General features: G+C 37.6%; 20 protein-coding genes. 2 read left to right on the forward strand and 18 right to left on the reverse strand.

What is annotated here, in order from left to right:
- Positions 1 to 139 precede the first annotated feature (139 nt).
- From rbsB to yhbH, 7 genes are all read right to left on the reverse strand, one after another.
- Positions 140 to 1087: a ribose ABC transporter substrate-binding protein RbsB gene (gene rbsB / locus P9E47_RS19890; protein WP_326164494.1), complete on the reverse strand. Its 948-nt coding sequence runs from the start codon at positions 1085 to 1087 to the stop codon at positions 140 to 142.
- A 39-nt stretch (positions 1088 to 1126) separates the two neighbouring features.
- Positions 1127 to 2068, reverse strand: a complete 942-nt coding sequence (locus P9E47_RS19895) for an ABC transporter permease (RefSeq protein WP_326164496.1) — start codon at positions 2066 to 2068, stop codon at positions 1127 to 1129.
- Position 2069: 1 nt separating this feature from the next.
- On the reverse strand, positions 2070 to 3566 hold the full coding sequence (locus tag P9E47_RS19900) for a sugar ABC transporter ATP-binding protein (RefSeq protein WP_326164498.1): 1497 nt from the start codon (positions 3564 to 3566) through the stop codon (positions 2070 to 2072).
- Positions 3566 to 3961 carry a D-ribose pyranase gene (rbsD, locus tag P9E47_RS19905; protein WP_326164499.1) on the reverse strand — a complete coding sequence of 132 codons (396 nt, stop codon included), beginning with the start codon at positions 3959 to 3961 and terminating at the stop codon, positions 3566 to 3568. The genes P9E47_RS19900 and rbsD overlap by 1 nt, the downstream gene beginning before the upstream one ends.
- A gap of 8 nt (positions 3962 to 3969) precedes the next feature.
- Positions 3970 to 4872, reverse strand: coding sequence for a ribokinase (rbsK, locus tag P9E47_RS19910; RefSeq protein ID WP_407697209.1), 903 nt, complete (start codon positions 4870 to 4872; stop codon positions 3970 to 3972).
- Positions 4869 to 5852: a LacI family DNA-binding transcriptional regulator gene (locus P9E47_RS19915; RefSeq protein WP_326164504.1), complete on the reverse strand. Its 984-nt coding sequence runs from the start codon at positions 5850 to 5852 to the stop codon at positions 4869 to 4871. Before P9E47_RS19915 ends, rbsK begins: the two co-directional genes overlap by 4 nt.
- Positions 5853 to 5969: 117 nt before the next feature.
- Entirely contained in the window at positions 5970 to 7139 is a 1170-nt protein-coding gene (gene yhbH, locus P9E47_RS19920) for a sporulation protein YhbH (protein WP_003329427.1), read from the reverse strand.
- 382 nt (positions 7140 to 7521) lie between these two features.
- On the opposite strand from yhbH, the gene P9E47_RS19925 reads away from it, so the two are divergent.
- Positions 7522 to 8304, forward strand: a complete 783-nt coding sequence (locus P9E47_RS19925) for an alpha/beta fold hydrolase (RefSeq protein WP_326164506.1) — start codon at positions 7522 to 7524, stop codon at positions 8302 to 8304.
- Between the two features lie 156 nt (positions 8305 to 8460).
- Here P9E47_RS19925 and P9E47_RS19930 read toward each other — a convergent pair whose 3' ends face one another.
- The 4 genes from P9E47_RS19930 to P9E47_RS19945 all read right to left on the reverse strand — a co-directional run bounded on the left by P9E47_RS19930 (position 8461) and on the right by P9E47_RS19945 (position 12815).
- A complete protein-coding gene (locus tag P9E47_RS19930) occupies positions 8461 to 10383 on the reverse strand; it encodes a vWA domain-containing protein (RefSeq protein ID WP_326164508.1) in 1923 nt (640 codons plus the stop codon).
- Between the two features lie 9 nt (positions 10384 to 10392).
- Entirely contained in the window at positions 10393 to 11274 is an 882-nt protein-coding gene (locus tag P9E47_RS19935) for an ATP-binding protein (RefSeq protein WP_326164511.1), read from the reverse strand.
- 135 nt (positions 11275 to 11409) lie between these two features.
- Positions 11410 to 12288, reverse strand: a complete 879-nt coding sequence (locus P9E47_RS19940) for a hypothetical protein (protein ID WP_326164513.1) — start codon at positions 12286 to 12288, stop codon at positions 11410 to 11412.
- 32 nt (positions 12289 to 12320) lie between these two features.
- The gene (locus tag P9E47_RS19945) at positions 12321 to 12815 is read right to left on the reverse strand and encodes a flavodoxin domain-containing protein (RefSeq protein WP_003331598.1); all 495 of its coding nucleotides are present in this window, start codon (positions 12813 to 12815) and stop codon (positions 12321 to 12323) included.
- Between the two features lie 255 nt (positions 12816 to 13070).
- On the opposite strand from P9E47_RS19945, the gene P9E47_RS19950 reads away from it, so the two are divergent.
- Entirely contained in the window at positions 13071 to 13688 is a 618-nt protein-coding gene (locus P9E47_RS19950) for a response regulator transcription factor (protein WP_326164515.1), read from the forward strand.
- A 370-nt stretch (positions 13689 to 14058) separates the two neighbouring features.
- Here P9E47_RS19950 and P9E47_RS19955 read toward each other — a convergent pair whose 3' ends face one another.
- From P9E47_RS19955 to P9E47_RS19985, 7 genes are all read right to left on the reverse strand, one after another.
- Entirely contained in the window at positions 14059 to 14652 is a 594-nt protein-coding gene (locus tag P9E47_RS19955; protein WP_003331600.1) for an ECF transporter S component, read from the reverse strand.
- Positions 14653 to 14760: 108 nt separating this feature from the next.
- Complete coding sequence (locus P9E47_RS19960; protein ID WP_003331601.1) at positions 14761 to 16656, reverse strand: PrkA family serine protein kinase; 1896 nt, start codon at positions 16654 to 16656, stop codon at positions 14761 to 14763.
- Between the two features lie 569 nt (positions 16657 to 17225).
- A complete protein-coding gene (gene trmL / locus P9E47_RS19965; protein ID WP_326164517.1) occupies positions 17226 to 17699 on the reverse strand; it encodes a tRNA (uridine(34)/cytosine(34)/5-carboxymethylaminomethyluridine(34)-2'-O)-methyltransferase TrmL in 474 nt (157 codons plus the stop codon).
- A 57-nt stretch (positions 17700 to 17756) separates the two neighbouring features.
- The gene (locus P9E47_RS19970; protein WP_326164518.1) at positions 17757 to 18680 is read right to left on the reverse strand and encodes an amidase domain-containing protein; all 924 of its coding nucleotides are present in this window, start codon (positions 18678 to 18680) and stop codon (positions 17757 to 17759) included.
- Positions 18681 to 18758: 78 nt separating this feature from the next.
- Positions 18759 to 19289: a methylated-DNA--[protein]-cysteine S-methyltransferase gene (locus P9E47_RS19975; protein ID WP_326164519.1), complete on the reverse strand. Its 531-nt coding sequence runs from the start codon at positions 19287 to 19289 to the stop codon at positions 18759 to 18761.
- A complete protein-coding gene (gene queG / locus P9E47_RS19980; protein WP_003331605.1) occupies positions 19289 to 20437 on the reverse strand; it encodes a tRNA epoxyqueuosine(34) reductase QueG in 1149 nt (382 codons plus the stop codon). Before queG ends, P9E47_RS19975 begins: the two co-directional genes overlap by 1 nt.
- Before the next feature lie 255 nt (positions 20438 to 20692).
- Entirely contained in the window at positions 20693 to 21607 is a 915-nt protein-coding gene (locus tag P9E47_RS19985; RefSeq protein ID WP_326152734.1) for a GGDEF domain-containing protein, read from the reverse strand.
- Between the last annotated feature and the right edge of the window lie 26 nt (positions 21608 to 21633).

A 21633-nucleotide genomic window follows, 5' to 3' on the forward strand; every position in this document is an offset into this window, starting at 1 on the left:
AACATTCGTTTCATCGAAATGACGTCTCTGTCCAACAAAGAAAAAGAAGAGTGTCAACTAAGTTAACACTCCATGCGACTGCCCGTCGCACAAAAAGCCAGCATCTCTGCTGGCTCTTGATTCATATTTAAATTTTATATTACTTAATTAATTCAAGCTCTACAGGAATAAATTCCTCAACCTTTTCTCCTTTAATAACAGAGATTGCTGTCTCAACACCCTTTTGACCAATTAAGTCAGGCTTTTGGGCAACTGTTGCTCCCATACGACCATCTTCTACTGCTTTTACTGCATCTTCAGTTGCATCAAAACCTACTACTAATACATCTTTTAATCCAGCAGCAGCTAATGCTTCTAATGCACCAAGGGCCATCTCATCGTTATGAGCAAATACAGCTTGGATGTCTTTGTTACCTTGAAGAATGTTTTCCATTACTGTTAAGCCTTTTGCTCTGTCAAAATCTGCAGCTTGCTTGGCTACCACTTTTACGCCTTCTACACCATCAACAGCACTATGGAATCCTTCTCCGCGCTCACGTGCAGCAGAAGAACCTGGAATACCCTCAAGCTCAACAATTTTGCCTTTATTTCCTAAAGTTTCAAGAATGAATTCTCCAGCCATTTTACCACCTGCAGCGTTATCAGAGGCAATATGGGCAACAACCTCTCCACCTTCTGCACTACGGTCAACTGTAATAACTGGAATTCCAGCATTGTTTGCAGATTCAATCGCAGACACGACTGCCGCAGAGTCAGTTGGATTAATAATTAATGCAGAAACCCCTTGTTGAATTAAATCCTCAATATCACTAATTTGCTTAGCAGGGTCATTTTGAGCATCAATAGTTGTGATCTGAATACCTTGCTTTTTCGCTTCTGCTTCCGCACCTTCCTTTAAAGTTACAAAGAAAGGATTGTTTAATGTTGAAATTGATAAACCAAGCTTCATTGAATCTGTAGCCGGTGCTCCCTTGTTTTCACCTGATGTAGCGGGCTCTTCAGTAGAACCAGGCGCTTTTGTTGAGCAGCCTGCAACTAAAATCATAGTAAATGCTGCAAGAAGTAAAACTTTTAACCAGTTTTTCATTTGTACATCCTCCCATTTTTCATTTTTTAAGATCTTGTGTTAAGCTGACTTTTTACGATCTAAAATTACCGCTAAAAGGATAACACCTCCTTTAACGACTTGTTGGTAGAATGATGAAACATCTAATAAATTTAAACCATTATTTAGAACCCCAATAATCAGGGCACCTACCATTGTCCCAAAAATCCAACCACGTCCACCTGATAAACTAGTTCCACCAAGTACAACTGCCGCAATGGCATCAAGCTCATAAGCGGTCCCAGCAGTAGGTTGGGCAGAGTTTAAACGTGATGTTAAAATAATCCCTGCTAATGCAGATAAAAGACCTGTGATTGAATAAACCCAAATTTTTACTTGATCTACTTTAATACCTGATAAAATCGAAGCTTCTTCATTTCCACCAATGGCATAAACTCTTCGTCCAAAGGTTGTTTTCTTTAGAATAAAGTACAAAATTGCATAACTTACTAACATCCAAATAACCGGAACAGGAATCCCAAAGAAATACCCTCTCCCCATTAATTCAAACGATAAATCCTTTGATAACCCCGTAATTGGGCGGCCTTCCGTATAAACTAAAGCCAATCCTCTAAAGATTGTCATCGTTGCTAGCGTCGCAATAAACGGTGCAACCTTTCCCTTTGTTATTACAAAACCATTAAAAGCACCCATCAAAGCACCAGCTAATAATCCAATCAGCATCGCCAAAATCGGGTCCATCCCACCTGCCATAAATCCAGCGGTTAAGGCGGCCGAGAGAGCCAGCATTGACCCAACGGAAAGATCAATACCCCCAGTTAAAATAACAAATGTCATCCCAAAAGCAATCAGTGCATTAATCGATACTTGACGAAGAATGTTTAAAATATTATCCAATGATAAAAAGTTTGGACTCAAAATTGATAAAATAATGGTAAGTAAAGCAAAACCAAGGAGAGGCCCTAGTTTCTGCAATGAAGTTGAAATTTTTGATTTTTCCATTCTAATTCCCTCCCGTTGCGGCTTGCATAATCTTCTCTTGATCTGCTCCATCACGCTCTAAGATTGCAGAGACTTCACCTTCATGAATGACTAAAATACGATCACTCATCCCTAAAATTTCAGGTAATTCCGAAGAGACCATGATAATCGATACACCTTGTTCCGTTAATTCATTCATAATGTGGTAGATTTCCTTTTTAGCCCCAACGTCGACTCCCCTAGTTGGCTCATCTAAAATTAGAATTCTTGGGTTAATCCCTAACCATTTTCCAATTACTATCTTTTGCTGATTTCCACCACTTAGGGACTTTACTAATTGTTCTGAACTTGAGGTTTTCACATGCAATTTATCTATCATTTGACTAACAAACTCGTTTTCTTTTTGAGTTGAAATTACGCCTTTGTTAGATAGACGTAATAAATTGGGTAGAGCAAAATTTTCTCGAACAGTTAAGTCCAATACTAATCCTTCTACTTTTCGATCTTCAGTAATGAACCCAATTCCTGATTTAATAGCATCATAAGGTGTTCTAATATTCATTTCTTCACCGTCGATAAACACCTTTCCACTTTGGGTTGGAAGAGCACCAAATAGCGCCTCCATTATTTCGGTCCTGCCAGCACCCATTAAACCAGCTACACCAAGTATTTCTCCCTCTCGAACAGCAAAATTTACATCCTTAAATTTCCCATTACTTGTGAAATTCTCGATTCGTAATCTTTCCTTGCCGGGTGTTGTTGTTCGTGTTGGAAAGCGTTCACCTAACTGTCGACCTACCATCATTTTGACTACTTCATCAAAATTAGTATCCTTGATTTTATTGGTTCCAATGAATTCTCCGTCTCTCAGCACGGAAATCCGATCACAGATTGTAAAGATCTCTTCCATTCGATGCGAAATATACACAATTCCTACTCCGCTTGCTTTTAAACCATTTATAACTTGGAAAAGTGCCTCTATTTCCCTATCGGTTAAAGCAGCCGTTGGCTCGTCCATTATTAAAACTTCTGCATTTGTAGATACAGCTCGGGCTATTTCAATCATCTGTTGTTGACCGACTGAAAGTCTCCCTGCTTCCAAATTGGGGTCTAAATCGACTCCAAGTCGATTTAAATATTCCTTCGTCTTCTCTTTCATTTCTTTTGTTCGTAGAATCCCCAAACGACCTGTCGTTAACTCTTTACCTAGAAACATATTCTCACTTACTGTTAAATACGGAATAATGTTTAATTCCTGATGAATAACAGCTATCCCAGCTTTTTCAGCCTGCTTTGGATTTGTAAATGAAACCTCGTTTCCTTTTACAAAAATAGAACCTGTATCCCGTTCATAGATCCCGGTTAGAATTTTCATCAGCGTTGACTTCCCCGCTCCATTTTCACCCATTAGCGCATGGATCTCCCCAGGGAGCAGTTCAAAATCCACATTTTCTAGTACTCGATTTCCAGAAAATGATTTACTAATTTGCTTCATTTCTATTAATGGTTGTTTTTCCATTAGAAAATCACTCCAGCTTGAAGGATTATATTCGCATAAGGGGATGCCTCCCCTGTTCTAATTACGACCTTCGCTTCTTTAGTTAATTCTTTAAATTGCTCATGAGAAACATAAGTTAATTCTTTACCTGCTAATAAGTCTTCGATTGACTTATTAATACCTGGGTTTTTTTCTTGAATTTCAGTAGCCAATGTTGCTGCTTCAACTTCCATATCTTGAATAATGGTATTTAGCGTTTCTAAAAAGCTTGGAACTCCGATCTTTAAGGAAAGGTCAATCCTTTTGACCCCGCTCGGAATCGGCAAACCACAATCTGCTATTACAATTGTGTCCGTATGCCCTAGTTCTGCTAACACGGATGCGATATGGCTATTTAATATTCCGTTCTTTTTCACAGATGACTTCATCCTCTCTTGCTATTAAGGAATATCTCAACCTCTTCTTTTGTAGGCATCCCGCTTTGTGCACCCAATTTCGTAACCGCCAAGGCTCCTACTGCATTTGCAAATTGACATGCTTTATCAATACTGTTGCCAGTAGTCAAGGCGACAGCAAGCGCTCCGTTAAAAGAATCGCCTGCCCCTGTCGTATCCACCACTTCAACCGGATAACTATCGATATGTTGTTCGTTGCCATTTTTATAGTATGTGATACCTTTTGCACCTTTAGTAATAATTAGCTTTTCTTTTAACGTGTTTCTTTGCACTTCATCTAATCCTTCAAGTAGTTCAACTACCTCATGCTCGTTCGGAGTAATATAGTCAATGTTTAGTAATATTTCTTTCGACAGCTTCGCGATTGGAGCAGGATTTAAAATAATAGTTAGCCCATACTTTCTTCCGATCTTCACTGCCATTTCTACTGATTCCATTGGAATCTCTAATTGTAAAAGCATAGTATCACATGAGGCAATTAGTTCTTCGTATTTAGCAACAAGCTCTGGTGTTACATGATAGTTTGCACCTGGAACTACAATAATGCTATTATCGCCCTCTGCCAAAGTTATGGAAGCAATTCCTGTTTTCGTATGTGTAACCGGTTCCACATTAGGTAAAGAAACCTGTTGCTCTTTTAAGTGGTCAACCAATTCCTTACCAAATAAATCATCCCCGACACATCCTATTAATGATACATCTGCCCCTAGTCTTGCAGCAGCAACCGCTTGGTTTGCACCTTTTCCACCAGGGATCGTAAGAAAAGATGTTCCAATTAATGTTTCCCCTGCTTTAGGGAATACAAGGGCAGATGTTACTAAATCCATATTAATGCTTCCAATTACGATTATTTTTCGACTCAATTTATTCACCTCGGTTTAGTTGATTGGCGTTCGATTAACTCCACAGAAAATGTATAATTATTTTGTTCAAGTGGTCGATTCTCGATTAAGTCAACTAGGATTTGCACTGCTTTAGATCCAATATTATAAATGGGCTGAGCTATTGTTGTTAGTTCTGGGGATGTTGTTTCACATAGTGTAATTCCATCAAAACCGATAATAGATAATTGCTCAGGAATTTTAATCCCTAATTCCTCAGCTGCCTTTATAACGCCGACAGCCATAAGATCATTACCTGCAAAAATTCCATCGATATCCGGATGCAGAGTTAAAAGTTCTTTTGCTATTTCTTTGGTTTTATTAATATTGAAATTTCCGTTAACGACTAATTCGGGATGAAACCAATCTAAATCTTGGACTTCATCTAAGTACCCTCTGCAACGTTTATCCGCCGTTAAGACATCATGTGGTCCTCGAACATGTGCAATTTTTTGACATCCAGTATCACACAGAAATTTAGTTGCAAGTCTAGATCCCTCATAATTATTGACCGATACTGTTGGTGTATCTGAATTTATTGGCCTATCGAGGGCAACAATAGGAACCTTTAAATCTTTGATATGTTCCGCTTTTAATGTACTTGTAACAACAATAAATCCATCTACATATTTTTGATTAAGTATTTCAATATACTTTTGCTCTTTTATTATGTCCTCATCAGAATTACATAATACCAATGTATATCCTAAATGGTTCGTTACATCTTCAACCGCTCTTGCTAGTTGGGGGAAAAATGGATTTGTTATATCCGGAACAATTAAGCCGATCATTTTAGATTGTTTTTTAAAAAGACTTCTCGCAACTGCATTTGGTTTGTAATTTAAACTCTCAATAGCTGCCTCTACCTTTTTCCGTGTGTCCTCATTAACATATCCTTTATTGTTTAAAACTCTTGAAACGGTTGCAACAGAAACTCCCGCAACCTTTGCAACATCTCTAATTGTGCTCAAAAAAAACCAACTCCAAGATTGAACTTCTAGTGTGTATCTGTAACCGGTTACACATATTATACTTATCCTCGATTCCGATTGTCAACAGAAAAAGAAAAAATCCCTGTTCCCAGGGATTTATGCAAACGCCTTACTTTCATCTTCCTTCCGGAAGAAGCTGCGCATTGCTGTATATACATCTGATTTTTGCTTTAAAATATAATAGCGGAATTTTTCATCGTTAATGTTTTTATAAGCTGACATGAGGGTGCTATGGCGATTGTATTGATTGACCTCACCGTAGCCGAACATATTGCTGACTTTCATTAAATCCCCCACCAACTTCACACACCGGGCATTGTCCGAGGTTAAATTGTCTCCATCTGAAAAGTGGAAAGGATAAATGTTGAATTTGGTTGGATGATATTTTTGCTCAATGATTTCCAAGGCTTTTCGATAGGCAGATGAACAAATGGTTCCTCCGCTTTCCCCTTTGGAGAAAAAGTCATCCTCTGTAACGACCTTTGCTTCCGTATGATGGGCAATAAATTCAATTTCAACGGTTTCATATTTTGTTCGTAAAAACCTTGTCATCCAGAAGAAAAAGCTGCGTGCCATATACTTTTCCCAGATCCCCATTGAGCCCGACGTATCCATCATGGCAATTACAACTGCTTTTGATTCAGGCTTAACAATCTCATTCCAAGTTTTAAAGCGGATATCTTCGCGATAAATTGGTTGGAAGCTTGGCTCCCCCTTCATCGCATTCCGAACAAAAGCATTTTTGAGTGTTCGTTTTTTATCAATATTCCCCATTAACCCTGTTTTTCTAACATCATTAAAATCAATATCCTCTACAACATTTTCATCACGTTCTTTTTGCTGTAGATTCGGTAACTCCAATTCTTTGAAAAGTGCTGCTTCAATTTCCATTAAAGATACTTCTGCTTCAAAATAATCTTCCCCTGCCTGATCCCCTGCACCTTGCCCTTTTCCAGCAGCTTTTTCACCAGATCCGTCACGAGCAACAACATCACCAACTTGGCTTTCCCCATCACCCTGGCCCACATGTTTAGTTTTATCGTAATTATAACGAATTTTGTATTCATCCAATGAACGTATAGGTATCTTCACGACTTCCCGACCGTTAGACATGATTATACTTTCTTCTGTAATTAGGTCTGGCAGATTATTTTTTATAGCTTCTTTTACTTTTTCCTGGTGCCGTTGTTGATCATCATGTCCTTTCCGGTGGAGGGACCAGTCTTCCTCTGAAATTGAAAAATGCTTTTCATTGCCTGCTGTCATTTTATTTTCCCTCCTTAAGCTAAAGTTTTCAATTTTGTAACAAACTTTTTCTAACCTCATATGCTAAATGGGGAAGGTTTCCATTTATAAGAGTTTACTTTATCCTATGCAATTGATTTAAATAATTGCTATATAATTTTTACTTTTCAGCTAAATTGGACAAGAATCATGGGAGAAAACGGGGTGCGGGGTGTGGTGCTGGGACGCGGGGGCGGTTCTGGGGTGAGCCACAGGGTCAGGAACTCCGGCTCGGTTCCAGAATCCAATAAACTCCATAATGATCCACGGGCTTCGTATAAGAAAGCCCTAGCGTGTAAAAAATAAAAAAGGATAAGTAGAGCTATCTACTATTTCTAGTATTTATATTAAAAAGGTGATTAGCTTGCCAATGTTATCAGATGTGGAGAATGGCCTTTACTACAATGCAAACGGTAAAGGCATACCTCTTGTTTTTATTCATCCTCCGTTACTTACAAGTACCAATTTTAAATATCAAGTGGAGGAATTATCGCAAAAATATAAGGTTATTACTTTTGATATTAGAGGGCATGGGCGGAGCGCTTTTTCAAAGGAGTCAATCACTTATCAGATGATTGGAAATGATATTAAACAGCTTTTAGACCATCTCAAAATTGAAAAAGCATTTATTTGCGGCTATTCAACGGGAGGTTCTATCGTATTAGAATTTTTGCTAAATCATAAAGAACGAGCATTAGGGGGCATTATTATAAGTGGTATGTCCGAGATTAAGGATTTCTATAACGAAAAACGAATTATCATCGCAAGGCTGCTTTCAAAAATAAAAGCCAAAAAGCTGCTGGGGCTCGCTATTTCATTTGGAAATGCGAATACCTTTGAAATATTTAAAATGATGTACCGGGAATCCATAAAAGGGGATATAAGGAATATCAAACAGTACTATAACTGTAGTCTGCATTATAATTGTACACATCAATTACCCAGTATTGACCTGCCGACTTTACTAGCTTTTGGCAGTAAGGATAAAGCCTTTCATCAGTATGCAAAAATTCTACATGAAATGCTCCCACAAAATGAATTAAGGGTCATTAACACAAAGCATCAGATTCCAACAAAAGCAGCGAAAGAATTAAATCAAATGATTCACGAATTTGTGGTAAAAATCCAGCAAGGACAAAATCGCTGACGCGACTTTATCCACGTCCCAAGTGTATATTAAGTGGGACACAGGGTCGGGAACTCCGGCCCGATTTGGGCCGCATAACAAAAAAATCAGGAACCATACACACTCTATGATTCCCGTTCTACCTTCCCGACGCCAATAACAGGAATCATTAACCCATCATATACTCCGCAACAGCAACTTCTTCAAGAGTGGAAACAGAATATCAGGGAGATCATCGATAACAGGCACTAAAATACTATATTTCCCATAAATATTCTTTATTGTTGTTTGCTGGCTTTCGGTTATTTCACCATTTGCCAGGAAAACATTGATGATTTCAATTCCCTTTTTGCGGCCGTTAACTACTGCCTCGTGAGTATCGATGATTCCATTTTCTACATAATCAAAGGCGGCGGGTTCACCATCTGAAAAGACGAGCAGAAATTTTTGTTTTTCATGCCGTTGCAGGAGCCGCTCACACATCATACGAATGGCAAAGCCGTCGCGGTTATCTTCTTCAGGCTCCAGCTGCATTATTTTTGGACCTGATTTTGAATCCGCAAAATTCGCGAAATCAACAACTGTTTTAAAGCAATTGGGCTGTCTCACCTCAGTTGCATCACTGGAATCCTCCCAAAAGCCGACAATATTATGCGGAACCCCCACACCGCTAAGTGCTTCATGAAACAAGGTGATCCCGAGTTTAGTCTGGTCCATTTTGTCATACATGGAAGCTGAGCAATCAACAAGCAGAGAGAATACCGCATCAATTTCGGGTGACGGTTGATTTTTCTTGTAAAATAACCTCGGATTTTCATCTGTAAAATAGCGAATCAACTTTTTATTTAATCTGCCAATGTGCAGGTCCTCCCGTGGGAGTATTTTTTTATGCTCCAATGTTTTTTGAATCATTTGCTTTAATTTTTTCTGATAAGGCATAATGGCCGTTTTAAACTCATCGTATCTTTCTTTTTCTGCAATGGTTGTTTGGTTTAGCCGCACATGAATGGGAACGGCAAATTTATTTGCTCTCCCATATTTTTCGTCGTTAGCTGCACCTGACAAAGCCTCTGCGTCATTGGCCTCCACAGCCTCAACTTCCGAAAAATCCTTATGTTTGGATTTCCCGGATTTCCCCTGTACAACTGCCAACGCTTGGTCACCCGCTTCTCCTTCCCTAACTCCTTCGCCGATCAAATCCGTCTGCGTGCCCTGCTCTAAATCAAATTTAAGAAAACTTTTCGTTGTATCCTCTGTCTCTTGATGCCATGTCGGGAGTTTTTCAGAATGGACATCTTCATCTCCTTCCTTTTCCTTATCCAAAACATCATTATTTTTCAATCCATTGCGCCGCTTTAAATCATCATATGTAAGCCCATCGTCCATTTTTTTATAAACATTTTCAGAAATATAAAAATAGAGGTTCAGCATATCAGCCTGAAGCAATTCTTCCAACACTTCCATCACCGTGAATGTGATCTTGGCAATATCCCTAGTGGACTTTGCATCAAAGACCTTCGTCACTTCAGTTTGAACGAACGGGATAACCGGATCAATCTTAGCATGGATGCTAGGATACTCAACAAACGGAGACTCTGCCGACAAAAGTACATATATTAAATTAAACAAAGCATCCGTATAGACACCACGAGTAGTATTGACATTTAATTGACTTGAAAAATATCTCCGGAACACTTGCCTCCTAACCGCAAATATCTTCCTAGTTCCGGGTCTTTTTTTTATAAAAATATCTTCAAGCCGCAAATCCTCAAGCAAGACAAATAGCTGTCTCGTAAAACTAACAAGCAGACGAGCATCAGATTTCTCAACCAGTTCCTTTGCAACCATTTTGTCAAAATAATCTCCACTGCTAATGCTAGTCAAAAAAACATCGCTGAATAACCCAAATCTTTTTTCAAGTGTAGAGTAATCATCCCAAAACCGGCTAATAAAAATTTTATTTTCATGGGGATCATAGTAGGATTTGTAACCATACTCAACTTCCAGCTGTTTATTTTTCGTTAAAGTTCGGGCTACGTCTGATAGCTCCATGAACAAAAAGGAATCTACTTTATCTTCGTTAAATTTAATAAAACTCATCGCTAATCCTCACTCAAACAGCGTTTCAGCAATATTCTTTATTGCCGCTTTTTCACGGTCATCATCCAATTTTTCAATAACACCTCTTTGAATCGCACGAAGTGGAGGTATAAACTTAGCTAAATCACAGGTATCCAACAATGCTCGAATCGATGCCGCCTCCTCTGAGATTTGACCATTTTTCACCTGTGTAATCAGATCGGCTGAGAAGGTTACAAAGCGATTGACCAACACTTCATCCTTTAACTGGGATTGTTCTAGTAAAACCTGCTTTAAAATCTCCCCTTGAATGTAAGGCACTTCCAAAACGACAAATCGATTTTTCAAAGCTTCATTTAAAGGAACGGTCCCAACATACCCTTCATTAATAGCGGCAATAACGGTAAAATCATTCGCGGCCTTAACAATTTCACCTGTAAACGGATTTGTTATCATTCTCCTGTAGTCAAGGACTCCATTGAGAATCGGCAATGTTTCCGGTTTTGCCATATTAATTTCATCGATATATAATAGATGCCCCATCTTCATTGCTTTGATAACGGGACCTTCAACAAATTCAATCGATGTTTTTCCGTCTTCATTCGCAATTGTTTTAAACCCGAGCAAACTTTCAGCATCCAAATCAACGGAACAATTAATGCTGTGCATAGGCTGCGAAAATAAGGCTGATAAAGTTTCTGCCAGCTTTGTTTTTCCCGAACCAGTTGGTCCTTTTAATAAAATATTTTTACGAAGGGCCAAAGCAATAACGGCATCATGAATAATGCTTTGATCTGCGGGCTTATAGCCGGCCTTTCCAACTAAATTCCCAAAATCTTCGATTGAAGTTTGCCTTTTATTCTTGACCATCGCCTCAATGTCAGGAGGCAACTGAAGTGACTCAAGTTTCATATTTTAATAATCCCTTCTTCAAATAATTTGTATAAGAGTAGCTTCTCCCAAAACAAAAAAGCCAACACATGGTTGACTCTATTTGTTCTATGCTATGCTATTCCCTTTTTTCTACCTTTTTAATCCTATTTCAGGCTATCTTATTTTCACCCACGCCCTCTCATTAATATTTTTCCAAATTACAATTACACAAAAAATGGCTGTCAAATTTATAATCGGTATAACAATGATCGCCGGACCGACTTCAGTTCCAAGAATGGACATTCCTATTATTTTTGCACTAAGTGCCGTCATTAATAAGGCTAAAAAATGCATATAGACCGGGACTAGCAAATACCCTAATAATCTATCTTTCAACAACAAAACGCCCGCTACAAATGCAATTGGTAATAATAGTGCTAAATCCACGGCTTGCACAACAAGAGTTGTATAATGTTCTACTTGTAACGGTATGCTGCCGTTCAAAAGTGGTGGAACGACTACACCTAGCCAAAGCAATCCCATGATTGTAGCATTGAAAATCAAAAAGCCGCTGACCCCCTTCATTGCCCTACCTTTGTTAAAACAAGTACGCAACATATCTAAATCAAAAGAAAATAATGTTAGTGATAAGGCAAAAAAACTTAGTGAAGTAAGAATGACGTATATTAGAAAAAAATTATTAAACATACACATTAGCATATATAATAGGTAAGTTACGAAAAAGTAGCCCAGTGTACCAGCAAGTAAGATTCTACCTCTTAGCCACCCTCTCCTCGTTAAGTAAAGAGCGATTAACAGGATCGGAACACCCATAAATAATGTTACCACATCCTGCGCTATCCCTTGTGGGGCAACCTCCAGAGACATATGCTGATATATTCCTTTTCCATAAATCATAACAGTCTCTCCACGGATCGTTTCATATTCGAATGGACCTGGACCTTCGGAAGAAAATATACCAGCTATTGTTGCCGCCGTTGATAGGACAACAATGAAGAAAACAAGAATAGATAATGTCCCTTTTGCTTTCATTACTTTAGCACCCCCATTTTCGCTCAAAGGAGTTATACATCACAAAGAATTTCCGAGTTAAATTGTCTAGCAAATTCCTTAATTAAATCTACATCAAGCTTCGATACATCATCAGTTTCACCGCTTACTTTTTTAACAATCATTTTTTCTAGGAAATTCATTTTGGAGAATAGGAATTCTCCTCCAAACAAGCCGCTTGTTAAGGCTTTGTCTCTTAATTTTTTCGGAAATGCATGTTCAAATTGTTCCACAGCGTCTTCCCCTTCCCGCATGCAGCAAAGGTAAAGACCGATTTTCTTTGAAGCTAACATGTCAATATTTTGAGAAATAAATTTTTTCTCTTTACGAGAAATGAAACCACCATGAATCGAAGCGCCGATAATAACACCGTCATACGGGGTTAAATCCGGGTGTGCATTCATATTCAAATCTAAAATTTTCACATTGCCTTCTAAGAAGTCAGATAACATGTGTGCAGCCTTTTCTGTAGTCCCATGAGAAGAAACAAAAACTATTAAAATCTTCATTCAAATTCTCCTCTCACACATTAATATCAAATGCAATATTACTTACTTCTATTTTACTACTGCTCTTTTCCATATTCTGTGATTTTTTTACGAAAAATTGAATGAATTGTGAATCTCACATTGTCAATGATATTTAAGTCCCAAATATTCGGAAGTTATTAAAGTTTGGTGAATATTTACATTCAACTGTATCCTTGATGATATAATTATACATAATTTGACATAAATGGTTTTGTTTTAGGAAGGTGAGATAAAATGAACCGTAATATTAAGTTAATGATTTTGGATAATCACCCTTTCGTTGTGTGTGCAATTTGTGATTATCTTGATAAGGTAGATGACTTTGAAGTAATTGAAAAAACGAATGATGGTCAAAAAGTACTAACATCCATTGAAAAATGTAAACCTGATGTTATAATCATGGATCCTTTCTTAAAAAATGGAAAAGGGATAGAGTTAGTCAAAACTATTAAAAATACATACAAAGATTCTATAAAAATAATAATATTCACAGATTATAACTGTAATGAGTTTATTAAAATTGCTTATCAATTGGGCATCCACGCCTATTTATTGAAAGAAGAACCATTCGAAAAAGTAATTAATGCTATTCGACAAAGTTACCTTGGAAATGTGTTACTACCCCACCATTTAATAATGGCTGATAGTGCACCACACAATTTAACTATGACTGAAATAGAAATTTTACATCTTATTTCTAAAGAAAAAAATAATCAGGAGATCGCTAAAGACCTGCATATCAGCAAACGGACAGTGGAATATCATATCACTTCCATATACCAGAAGATGGGTGTTTATACACGGGTTGGCGCAATCATGAGGGGTATGGAGAAAGGCATTCTTTATCTATAAAATTATCAATATAAAGCAAAAGAGGCTGACAATTTCGGCCTCTTTTTTCAACAATTTTCTGCGTGATTCCGCAACTAAAATTGTGTGATTCTTCACTTATATTGTCGATATATACGGTTATTTAGAACAGCAAAATTGATTATGATTAATTTGTAGATTTCAATAAAACACTTTGTTAGGGTAGGAGGTGAACAATTTGATTAATTTAGGTTTAGCTCTAGGTTTATCTGTTGATGTATTATCAGGTCTTGGTAACTTACTAGGTGGCGTAGTTGGAGTTGTTGGCGGTCTTTTAGGCGGATTACTTTAATATGGAATTATAATATTTTTTTGAAAAAAGCTGTTGGGTAATCAACAGCTTTTTTATATATTATTTTTTATTTAACTTTAATAATGGCCTCGCAATAATCGGCGCAATAATAGCTGCAAGTACCGCTTCCGCTATTCCATTTGTTACAAGTATGTATAGAATAGCCGGCAATACTTCACTTACATCCATGTCCATTGCATTCGCATAGGGCTCTTTATAAAAAAGATAGGTTAATCCGAGTACTAATATCGTATTCGTCATTGTCCCCAGTAATGCAGCGATTCTCATCGACCCGGCAGAACGTAGCTTCGTTTTTGAAAAAGCAATGAAAGCATAGCCGGCAATCACACCAATTAATATTCTCGGTACTACGGATATTAATGGATTCGTAAAAATAAGCGGTGCCAGTGGACTAGTCGGAGCTATAAACGCTCTGATAAAAGTGATCAAACCCCAAATTCCACCAACAATGGCTCCATTTTTAGGACCAAATACAAATGCTGTCACGATTACGGTAATGGGAATAATCGTTAAACTAAGCGGGCCAACTGGGATGTAACCGAGAAAAGGAATAAACGTTTGGATAATAACGATTGCAGTAAGTACACCTAATATCGCAAGTTTAAATGTTTTGTTTTCATTACGGGAACTCATCGAAATCTCCTAACTCAGTTTTTCTTTTAAATATAGCTAATTCGATTATACAAAAAAGATGCCCAAAAGCTAAACTTTTTTGGGCATCTTTGGGAACCTTTTTTATTTTTATCGATTCAACAAACTTCCAACATAACGTAATAACTCATTTGCAGATGTTGAATTATAGCCGTATTCATCAATAAGTGTTGCCACAACCTCATTGATTTTCTTAAGTTGCTGCTCATCCGGTGTCTTGGAGGAAGTTGTGATTTTAACAATATCTTTCAAGTCAGCAAATAGCTTTTTCTGGATTGCTTCACGCAATCTTTCGTGTGAATTGTAATCAAAGCGCTTTCCTTTACGAGCGTAGGCTGAAATTCTAATCAAAATTTCTTCACGGAATGCTTTTTTCGCATTTTCAGAGATTCCGATTTGCTCTTCAATGGAACGCATTAATTTTTCATCTGGATTCATTTCTTCACCCGTTAATGGGTCGCGAAGCTTATTCTTATTGCAGAATGCCTCGACATTATCAAGGTAATTATCCATTAACGTTTTAGCTGATTCCTCATATGAATAAACGAATGCTTTTTGTACTTCTTTCTTAGCGATTTCGTCATATTCTCTGCGGGCAACAGAAATGAAATTCATGAATCGTTCCCGATCCTCATTAGAAATGGAAGCATGCTGATCTAAACCATCCTTCAATGATCGCAATACATCCAGAGCATTAATCGATGGTGAATCCTTACGAATGATAGCTGAAGAAATCCGGTTGATAACATAACGCGGATCAATTCCTTTCATTCCTTCATCAATATGCTCCCTTCTCATTTCTTCCACATCAACATCATTAAAGCCTTCAAGAATTTCCCCGTCATACAGCCTCATCTTCTTCACATGGTCGACTCCCGCTTTTTTAGAATCTTTTAAACGGGTTAAAATGGTGAACATAGCCGCAACCTTTAGCGTGTGCGGCGCAATATGAACATGAGCCATCTCACTTTCATTGATCATCTTCTCGTAAATCCGCTCTTCCTCACTATAGCTTAAGTTGTAAGGAACAGGCATAACAATGATCCGAGAGTGCAATGCTTCGTTTTTCTTATTGGAAATAAACGATCGATATTCCGCTTCATTCGTATGGGCGATGATTAATTCATCTGCACTAATTAAAGCAAAGCGACCAGCTTTGAAATTGCCTTCTTGCGTTAAGGAAAGTAAATGCCATAGGAATTTCTCATCACATTTCAGCATTTCCTGGAATTCCATCATTCCACGGTTTGCTTTATTTAACTCACCGTCAAAGCGATAAGCACGAGGGTCAGATTCAGAGCCGAATTCGGCAATGGTTGAAAAGTCGATACTTCCTGTTAAATCAGCAATATCCTGTGATTTGGGATCAGATGGACTAAATGTTCCAATACCAACCCGCTTATTTTCCGAAAAGAAGATCCTTTCAACTATAACATCCTCAATCCGACCGCCATATTCTTCTTCAAGCCTCATCATATTTAATGGTGAAAGATTTCCTTCAATCCGGATTCCATATTCCTTATGAAAATCTTCGCGAAGATTGGGCGGAATCATGTGGAGGGGATCTTCATGCATTGGACAACCCTTGATTGCATAAACAGCACCTTTGTCAGTTCGTGAATATGCTTCCAAGCCTCTTTTGAGCATTGTAACAAGTGTAGATTTACCACCACTAACAGGTCCCATTAATAATAAAATTCGTTTTTTTACATCAAGCCTTTTAGCTGCAGGATGAAAGTATTCCTCTACTAACCGCTCAATGGCATCATCAATCCCAAACATTTGATTACGGAAAAATGAATATTTTTTTTCTCCTTCAATTTCCTCGACTCCAGCATCTTTAATCATATTATATACTCGGGAATGAGCTGTTTGCGCCACATACGGTCTTTCTTTCACAATGTCCAAATATTCAGCGAAGGTACCTTCCCACGCCAAACGTTCCTCTTCCTCACGGTGCATTTGAATCTTTTTTAAGATGTCCATAAGTACCTCCCTCTAAGTTGAGATTCAATTTAGTGGTTTATATCACTTTATGCTGTATTGTTGCTTAACATGTCTTTTATTCTTAAACAACTATTTAAAATAAATAGAATGCTTCCTACAGCCTATGCATCTAAAGTCATTTTGTCATTGATTCGTTGTACATAATAAAGTTAAATTTTCTTCATACTTTTCATTCACAGTTAGGACAAGTTGGGCTATAATAAAGCTATATTGTGTCTTAAGGAACTCTTACATAAGGGAGGAATTTCCATGGGTTTTATTTTAATAATGGTCGTTATCCTTGCATTCTTAACAGCTATTTTCACTTCTGGATACAATGATAAGCCGAACCAAAATTAATTCGAAAAGCGGAAGCGACCGTTTAGCGACGTAAGGACTGGAGCACATCGACTGAGATAAAGGAAACACGAAGAGCGCTAGCGATTCGATGTTGACTTATCGTAGGGAGGTGGACGAAGTCCACTAGTCGCTGGTCGCTGGAGCTAGACACTGCTTCTTTTTTAAAAAATGACCTTAGCAAAGGAGTTGCTCCTAACTAAGGTCATTTTTTATGCTAAACTAGGGTAATTTTGTTGTCTTAGTGCTTCATAGACTATGATCGCAGCCGTATTCGATAAATTAAGCGATCTAACATTTTCAGTCATCGGCAGGCGTAAACAGTTTTCAGGATGCGCGGCGATCAAGTCCTTCGGCAATCCCGTTGTTTCTTTCCCGAATATAAAATATATTTCTTCCTCTATATTGCTTAAATCAAAATCTGTATGTTTGTTCTTTCCAAATTTCGTTATGAAATAATATTTTCCGCCTTTGTTTTGTTCAAAAAAAACATCCAATGAATCATAATTATGAATTTTTACAAACTCCCAATAGTCCAGACCGGCTCTTTTTAAATATTTATCTTCAGTGGAAAATCCAAGTGGATGGATTAAGTGCAATGGTGTATTTGTAGCTGCACAAGTTCTCGCTATATTCCCCGTATTAGCTGGAATTTCTGGTTGATATAGTACGACATGTATCCCCATACTTTCACCCTCTAATTCTTTAAAAATTGAATTCAACCTTTATATTATAGCATACATCTATTTTCTATCTAGAATATGAAAAAACTTGTATTTAATATTGGGGGTATACGCACTGGAATCTTCATATGCCCAGTAGCGCATCCGACTATTATAGGTGTGGGCATTTACTAGCGGCTCATTATTTACATCCTTGGCTACAACAATAGTATTATGATTCCATCTCCCGTCACCTTCAAAATCATAACAAATTAAATCACCAATATTTAAGTGGCTGGGAGAAGGAACCTCTTGTGCTATAATTCCTTGTTTCGCACCACTTAAATGCCAACGAAAGGAATTAGCAACAGTCCAGCTATAGCTCCAAGATTGACCGCTAAACCACCATCCTTTATTTCGATTTCCAAATCCCACCATCGGAATCCCGCCCTCGTGTACGCATTGCGAAATAAAGTTTGTACAATCGTCTTTAAATTGTTTATATTTCGGATTGTAGCTATTCCACCATCTTTCAGCATATTGCACAGCTGCTCTTCGGTCATAATAATAGCTTTGCCTTGGGATGTCCTCGGAATGTTTATATTCTTCAAGCCTGATCGGTCCCTCTGTTTCCTCAATAGCGGTCGGTTCTTTCTTTATTGTGGAATCCATCATAATTTGGTTATTTTTAATGATTGCTTGTCTCTGTTCAATATTTTCTTCTATATAAAATTTATCTTTCGGTTGCTTAACCAAATACTGATGATGAAGTACATAATCTATATAGCGTACATCATCGATATTTTTTTCACTAATAATTTGGGCATTAGTAGTCGCTTTAACGATTTGAGATTTACGTTTTCTAAATTGATTTATTGTTTTTTCTATTAAAAGTTGATCGTCTTCATTAAGTTGAAGTGCGTTTCTATAGCCCACTTTGTTCCCAATTAACATATTAAGCCGGTGATTTACAAGCTGTTCTAGTTCCTCTAACCATGATGCCATATTTTCTCATCCTTTCTTCAGGAGGACATTCATGGTTATATGTATATGTATTAAAAAAGAATAAAGTGCCTATATGGGCTATAGGCACTTCATCTTTTCTAATTCTAACAGTTTTATTTTTTTATCAAGACCGCCGGTAAATCCCCCTAGTTTTCCGTTGGTATTAATAACACGGTGACACGGGATAATGATAGGTACCGGATTCTGCCCAATCGCGGTGCCAATCGCCCGAACTGCTTTCGGTGCAGCGATGGCTTCAGCAATGTCTTTATAGGATTTCGTTGAACCATATTCTATATTTAAAAGCTCGTTCCAGACTTTCTTTTGGAATGGAGTTCCGTGCAGCTTGATTGGTAAGTCAAAATTCTTTTGGTGATTTCCTTTAAAATAGTCGTCCAACGCTTGTACTACTGGGAGAAGTTCTTCATTACTGTATTTTAACTCGCCATCCGGCACGTGCTTTTTAAGCCAAGCCATAAGCTTGTCCCGGGCGTCCCCGATTAAACCGAATTCAATATTGCATAAACCGTTTTCTTTTGTCCCGATAATCGTTAACGGACCAACAGGGCTGTCCATTTCTGTATAAAAGATTTCTCTTGCCATCCTCATCATGACCTTTCAATTGAAGTTTCCAATAATTTTAGACCCTTATCAATCTCATGTAAAACCTGTTCATCCTTCTCCTTTTCCTTAGCACGTTCCAATATAGACTTGCCTTCAGGAGCTCCAATTTTTCCAATCGCCCAAGCAGCTGTACCTCTTAAAACTGGACGTGTATCTTCAGACAAGACCTTCGCAAGATCATTGATAGCTGTTTCATCCTTATAATGGGCTAAGCCAATAATTGCATTTCTTTGGATTGGCTTCTTCCCTCTCCACGATCCAGCAAGCGGACCGAACTTTTCTTTAAACTCTTTATTGCTGATAAAAAGAAGTGATTTTAACTTAGGCTTCACAACCTCTGGATCCGGATCCATCTCAACATGGAAGTCGAAATTTTTCCCCTTATTATGAGGACAAACCATTTGACATGTATCGCAGCCATATACACGGTTCCCGATCTTGACCCGATATTCATCCTCTATAAACCCTTTTGTTTGTGTTAAAAACCCAATGCATTTCGTTGCATTTATTTGTCCCCCCTGCACTAACGCACCTGTTGGACAGGCTTCCAAACACTTCGTACATGTACCGCACATATCTTCAATTGGCTGATCTGATGGAAAGGGAATGGTTGTAATCATTTCACCTAAGTAGACATAGGAACCAAATTCCGGTGTTATGACCGCACAATTCTTTCCACTCCAACCTATTCCTGCTCTTTCAGCAACGGCCCGATCGGATAACTCACCTGTATCCACCATCGATTTAATTTGGGCATCAGGGATTTTTTCTAAAATAAACTCTTCTAATTTATTTAAACGATCTCGTAATATATGATGATAATCCGTACCCCATGAAGCACGGCAAAAAAGTCCACGCCGCTCTTCTCGTATACTTCGCGGAGCATCTTTCAATTTGGAAGGATAGGCAAGTGCTATCGAAATGATAGACTCGGCACCTGACAAAAGGAGTTTAGGATTTGTTCTTTTTTCGATATCACTTTCTTCAAAACCTGACTGGTAATTTAATTTTTGTTGGGTATATAAGCGTTGTTTCAACTCAACAAATGGATCTGCACTTGTAAAACCGACTTTTTCTATTCCAATTTCTTTACTATAGGCAATGATTTCATCTTTTAATTTTGCAATATCCATCTTTTCATTTCACCTCTTCCAAGAGGAAGTATTAAAAAACGCAATGCCTCGTTTATCTAAGAAACGAAACACTGCGTTGATAACAATTTTCAAAAAAATCTGAGGCATCCGCCAGAGACTTTAACTTTATTCAGATGAATAAAGTTTTTTGCTCGATGTTTCACATTATATCATCGAGTTATCGTTCAATCAATAGTTTTATTGTAAAAAACATGTCGAAATTTCTCAGAAAAATATGTTGACAAATTAATTTTATTATTCCTTATTTGTAAAAATTCTATATTCAAGTTTCCCCTTCTTTTTCGCATCGTACAAGGCCTTATCTGCATATTTAACCAAAAGGCTTTTGTCAATTGCATGATCAGGATAAAAGGATACTCCTATTCCAACACCAAGCTGCAATTCATGCTCATTAATATAAAAAGGTGCTTCAAAAGATTCTAATACACGATTTGCAATAACCTCTGCCATCTCATTGGAATCTATATTAGCTATAATAATTCCCATTTCATCGCCGCCAAACCTTGCCACCGTATCGTTTTGTCTAACACAGCCTTTTATCCGAAAAGCCATTTCTTTAATAGCCATATCTCCTGCATCATGTCCATATTTATCATTGATCTTCTTTATGTTATAACCATCCAGCATCATGACCGCAATCTTCTTGTTTGTACGAGCCGCCTGATTGATAGCCTTAGTTAATCTATCCTCAAATGTACGTCGATTCGGCAACCCTGTTAAATAATCATAAAAAGCCATGTTGGCCAACTCAATCCGATGTCTTTCCCGCTCCGTTACATCTCTTACAATAGCTAAGATGTATTGACAGTCTCCTTCTTTATTTAAAATAGGATTTAATGAAGTCTCGCCGATAAATTCACGATTTGAGGGAAATAGGTTTGATTCAAACTCCAATGATTTTCCAGTTGTTACAACCTCTTTGTACTTACTAATTAAAAATGTGGACATTTCTTTTGGTAGAACGTATTGCATTTCTTTACCAATAATGTCTTGCTTTAAATCCATAACTTCGTATGCCGATTTATTCATATATAAATAACGAAAAGATTGATCACTAACTTCCATAATAAATACTAAATCTTTGATCAAATCAAAGATTCTTGCAAAGGATTTAGCATCCTGTCCAATATTTTTCAAAAAACGATCCATACAAATCTACCTCATACACCTTTGAT

Origin of the sequence: Schinkia azotoformans, assembly GCF_035811335.1 — a bacterium.
Lineage (GTDB): Bacteria > Bacillota > Bacilli > Bacillales > Bacillaceae_J > Schinkia > Schinkia azotoformans.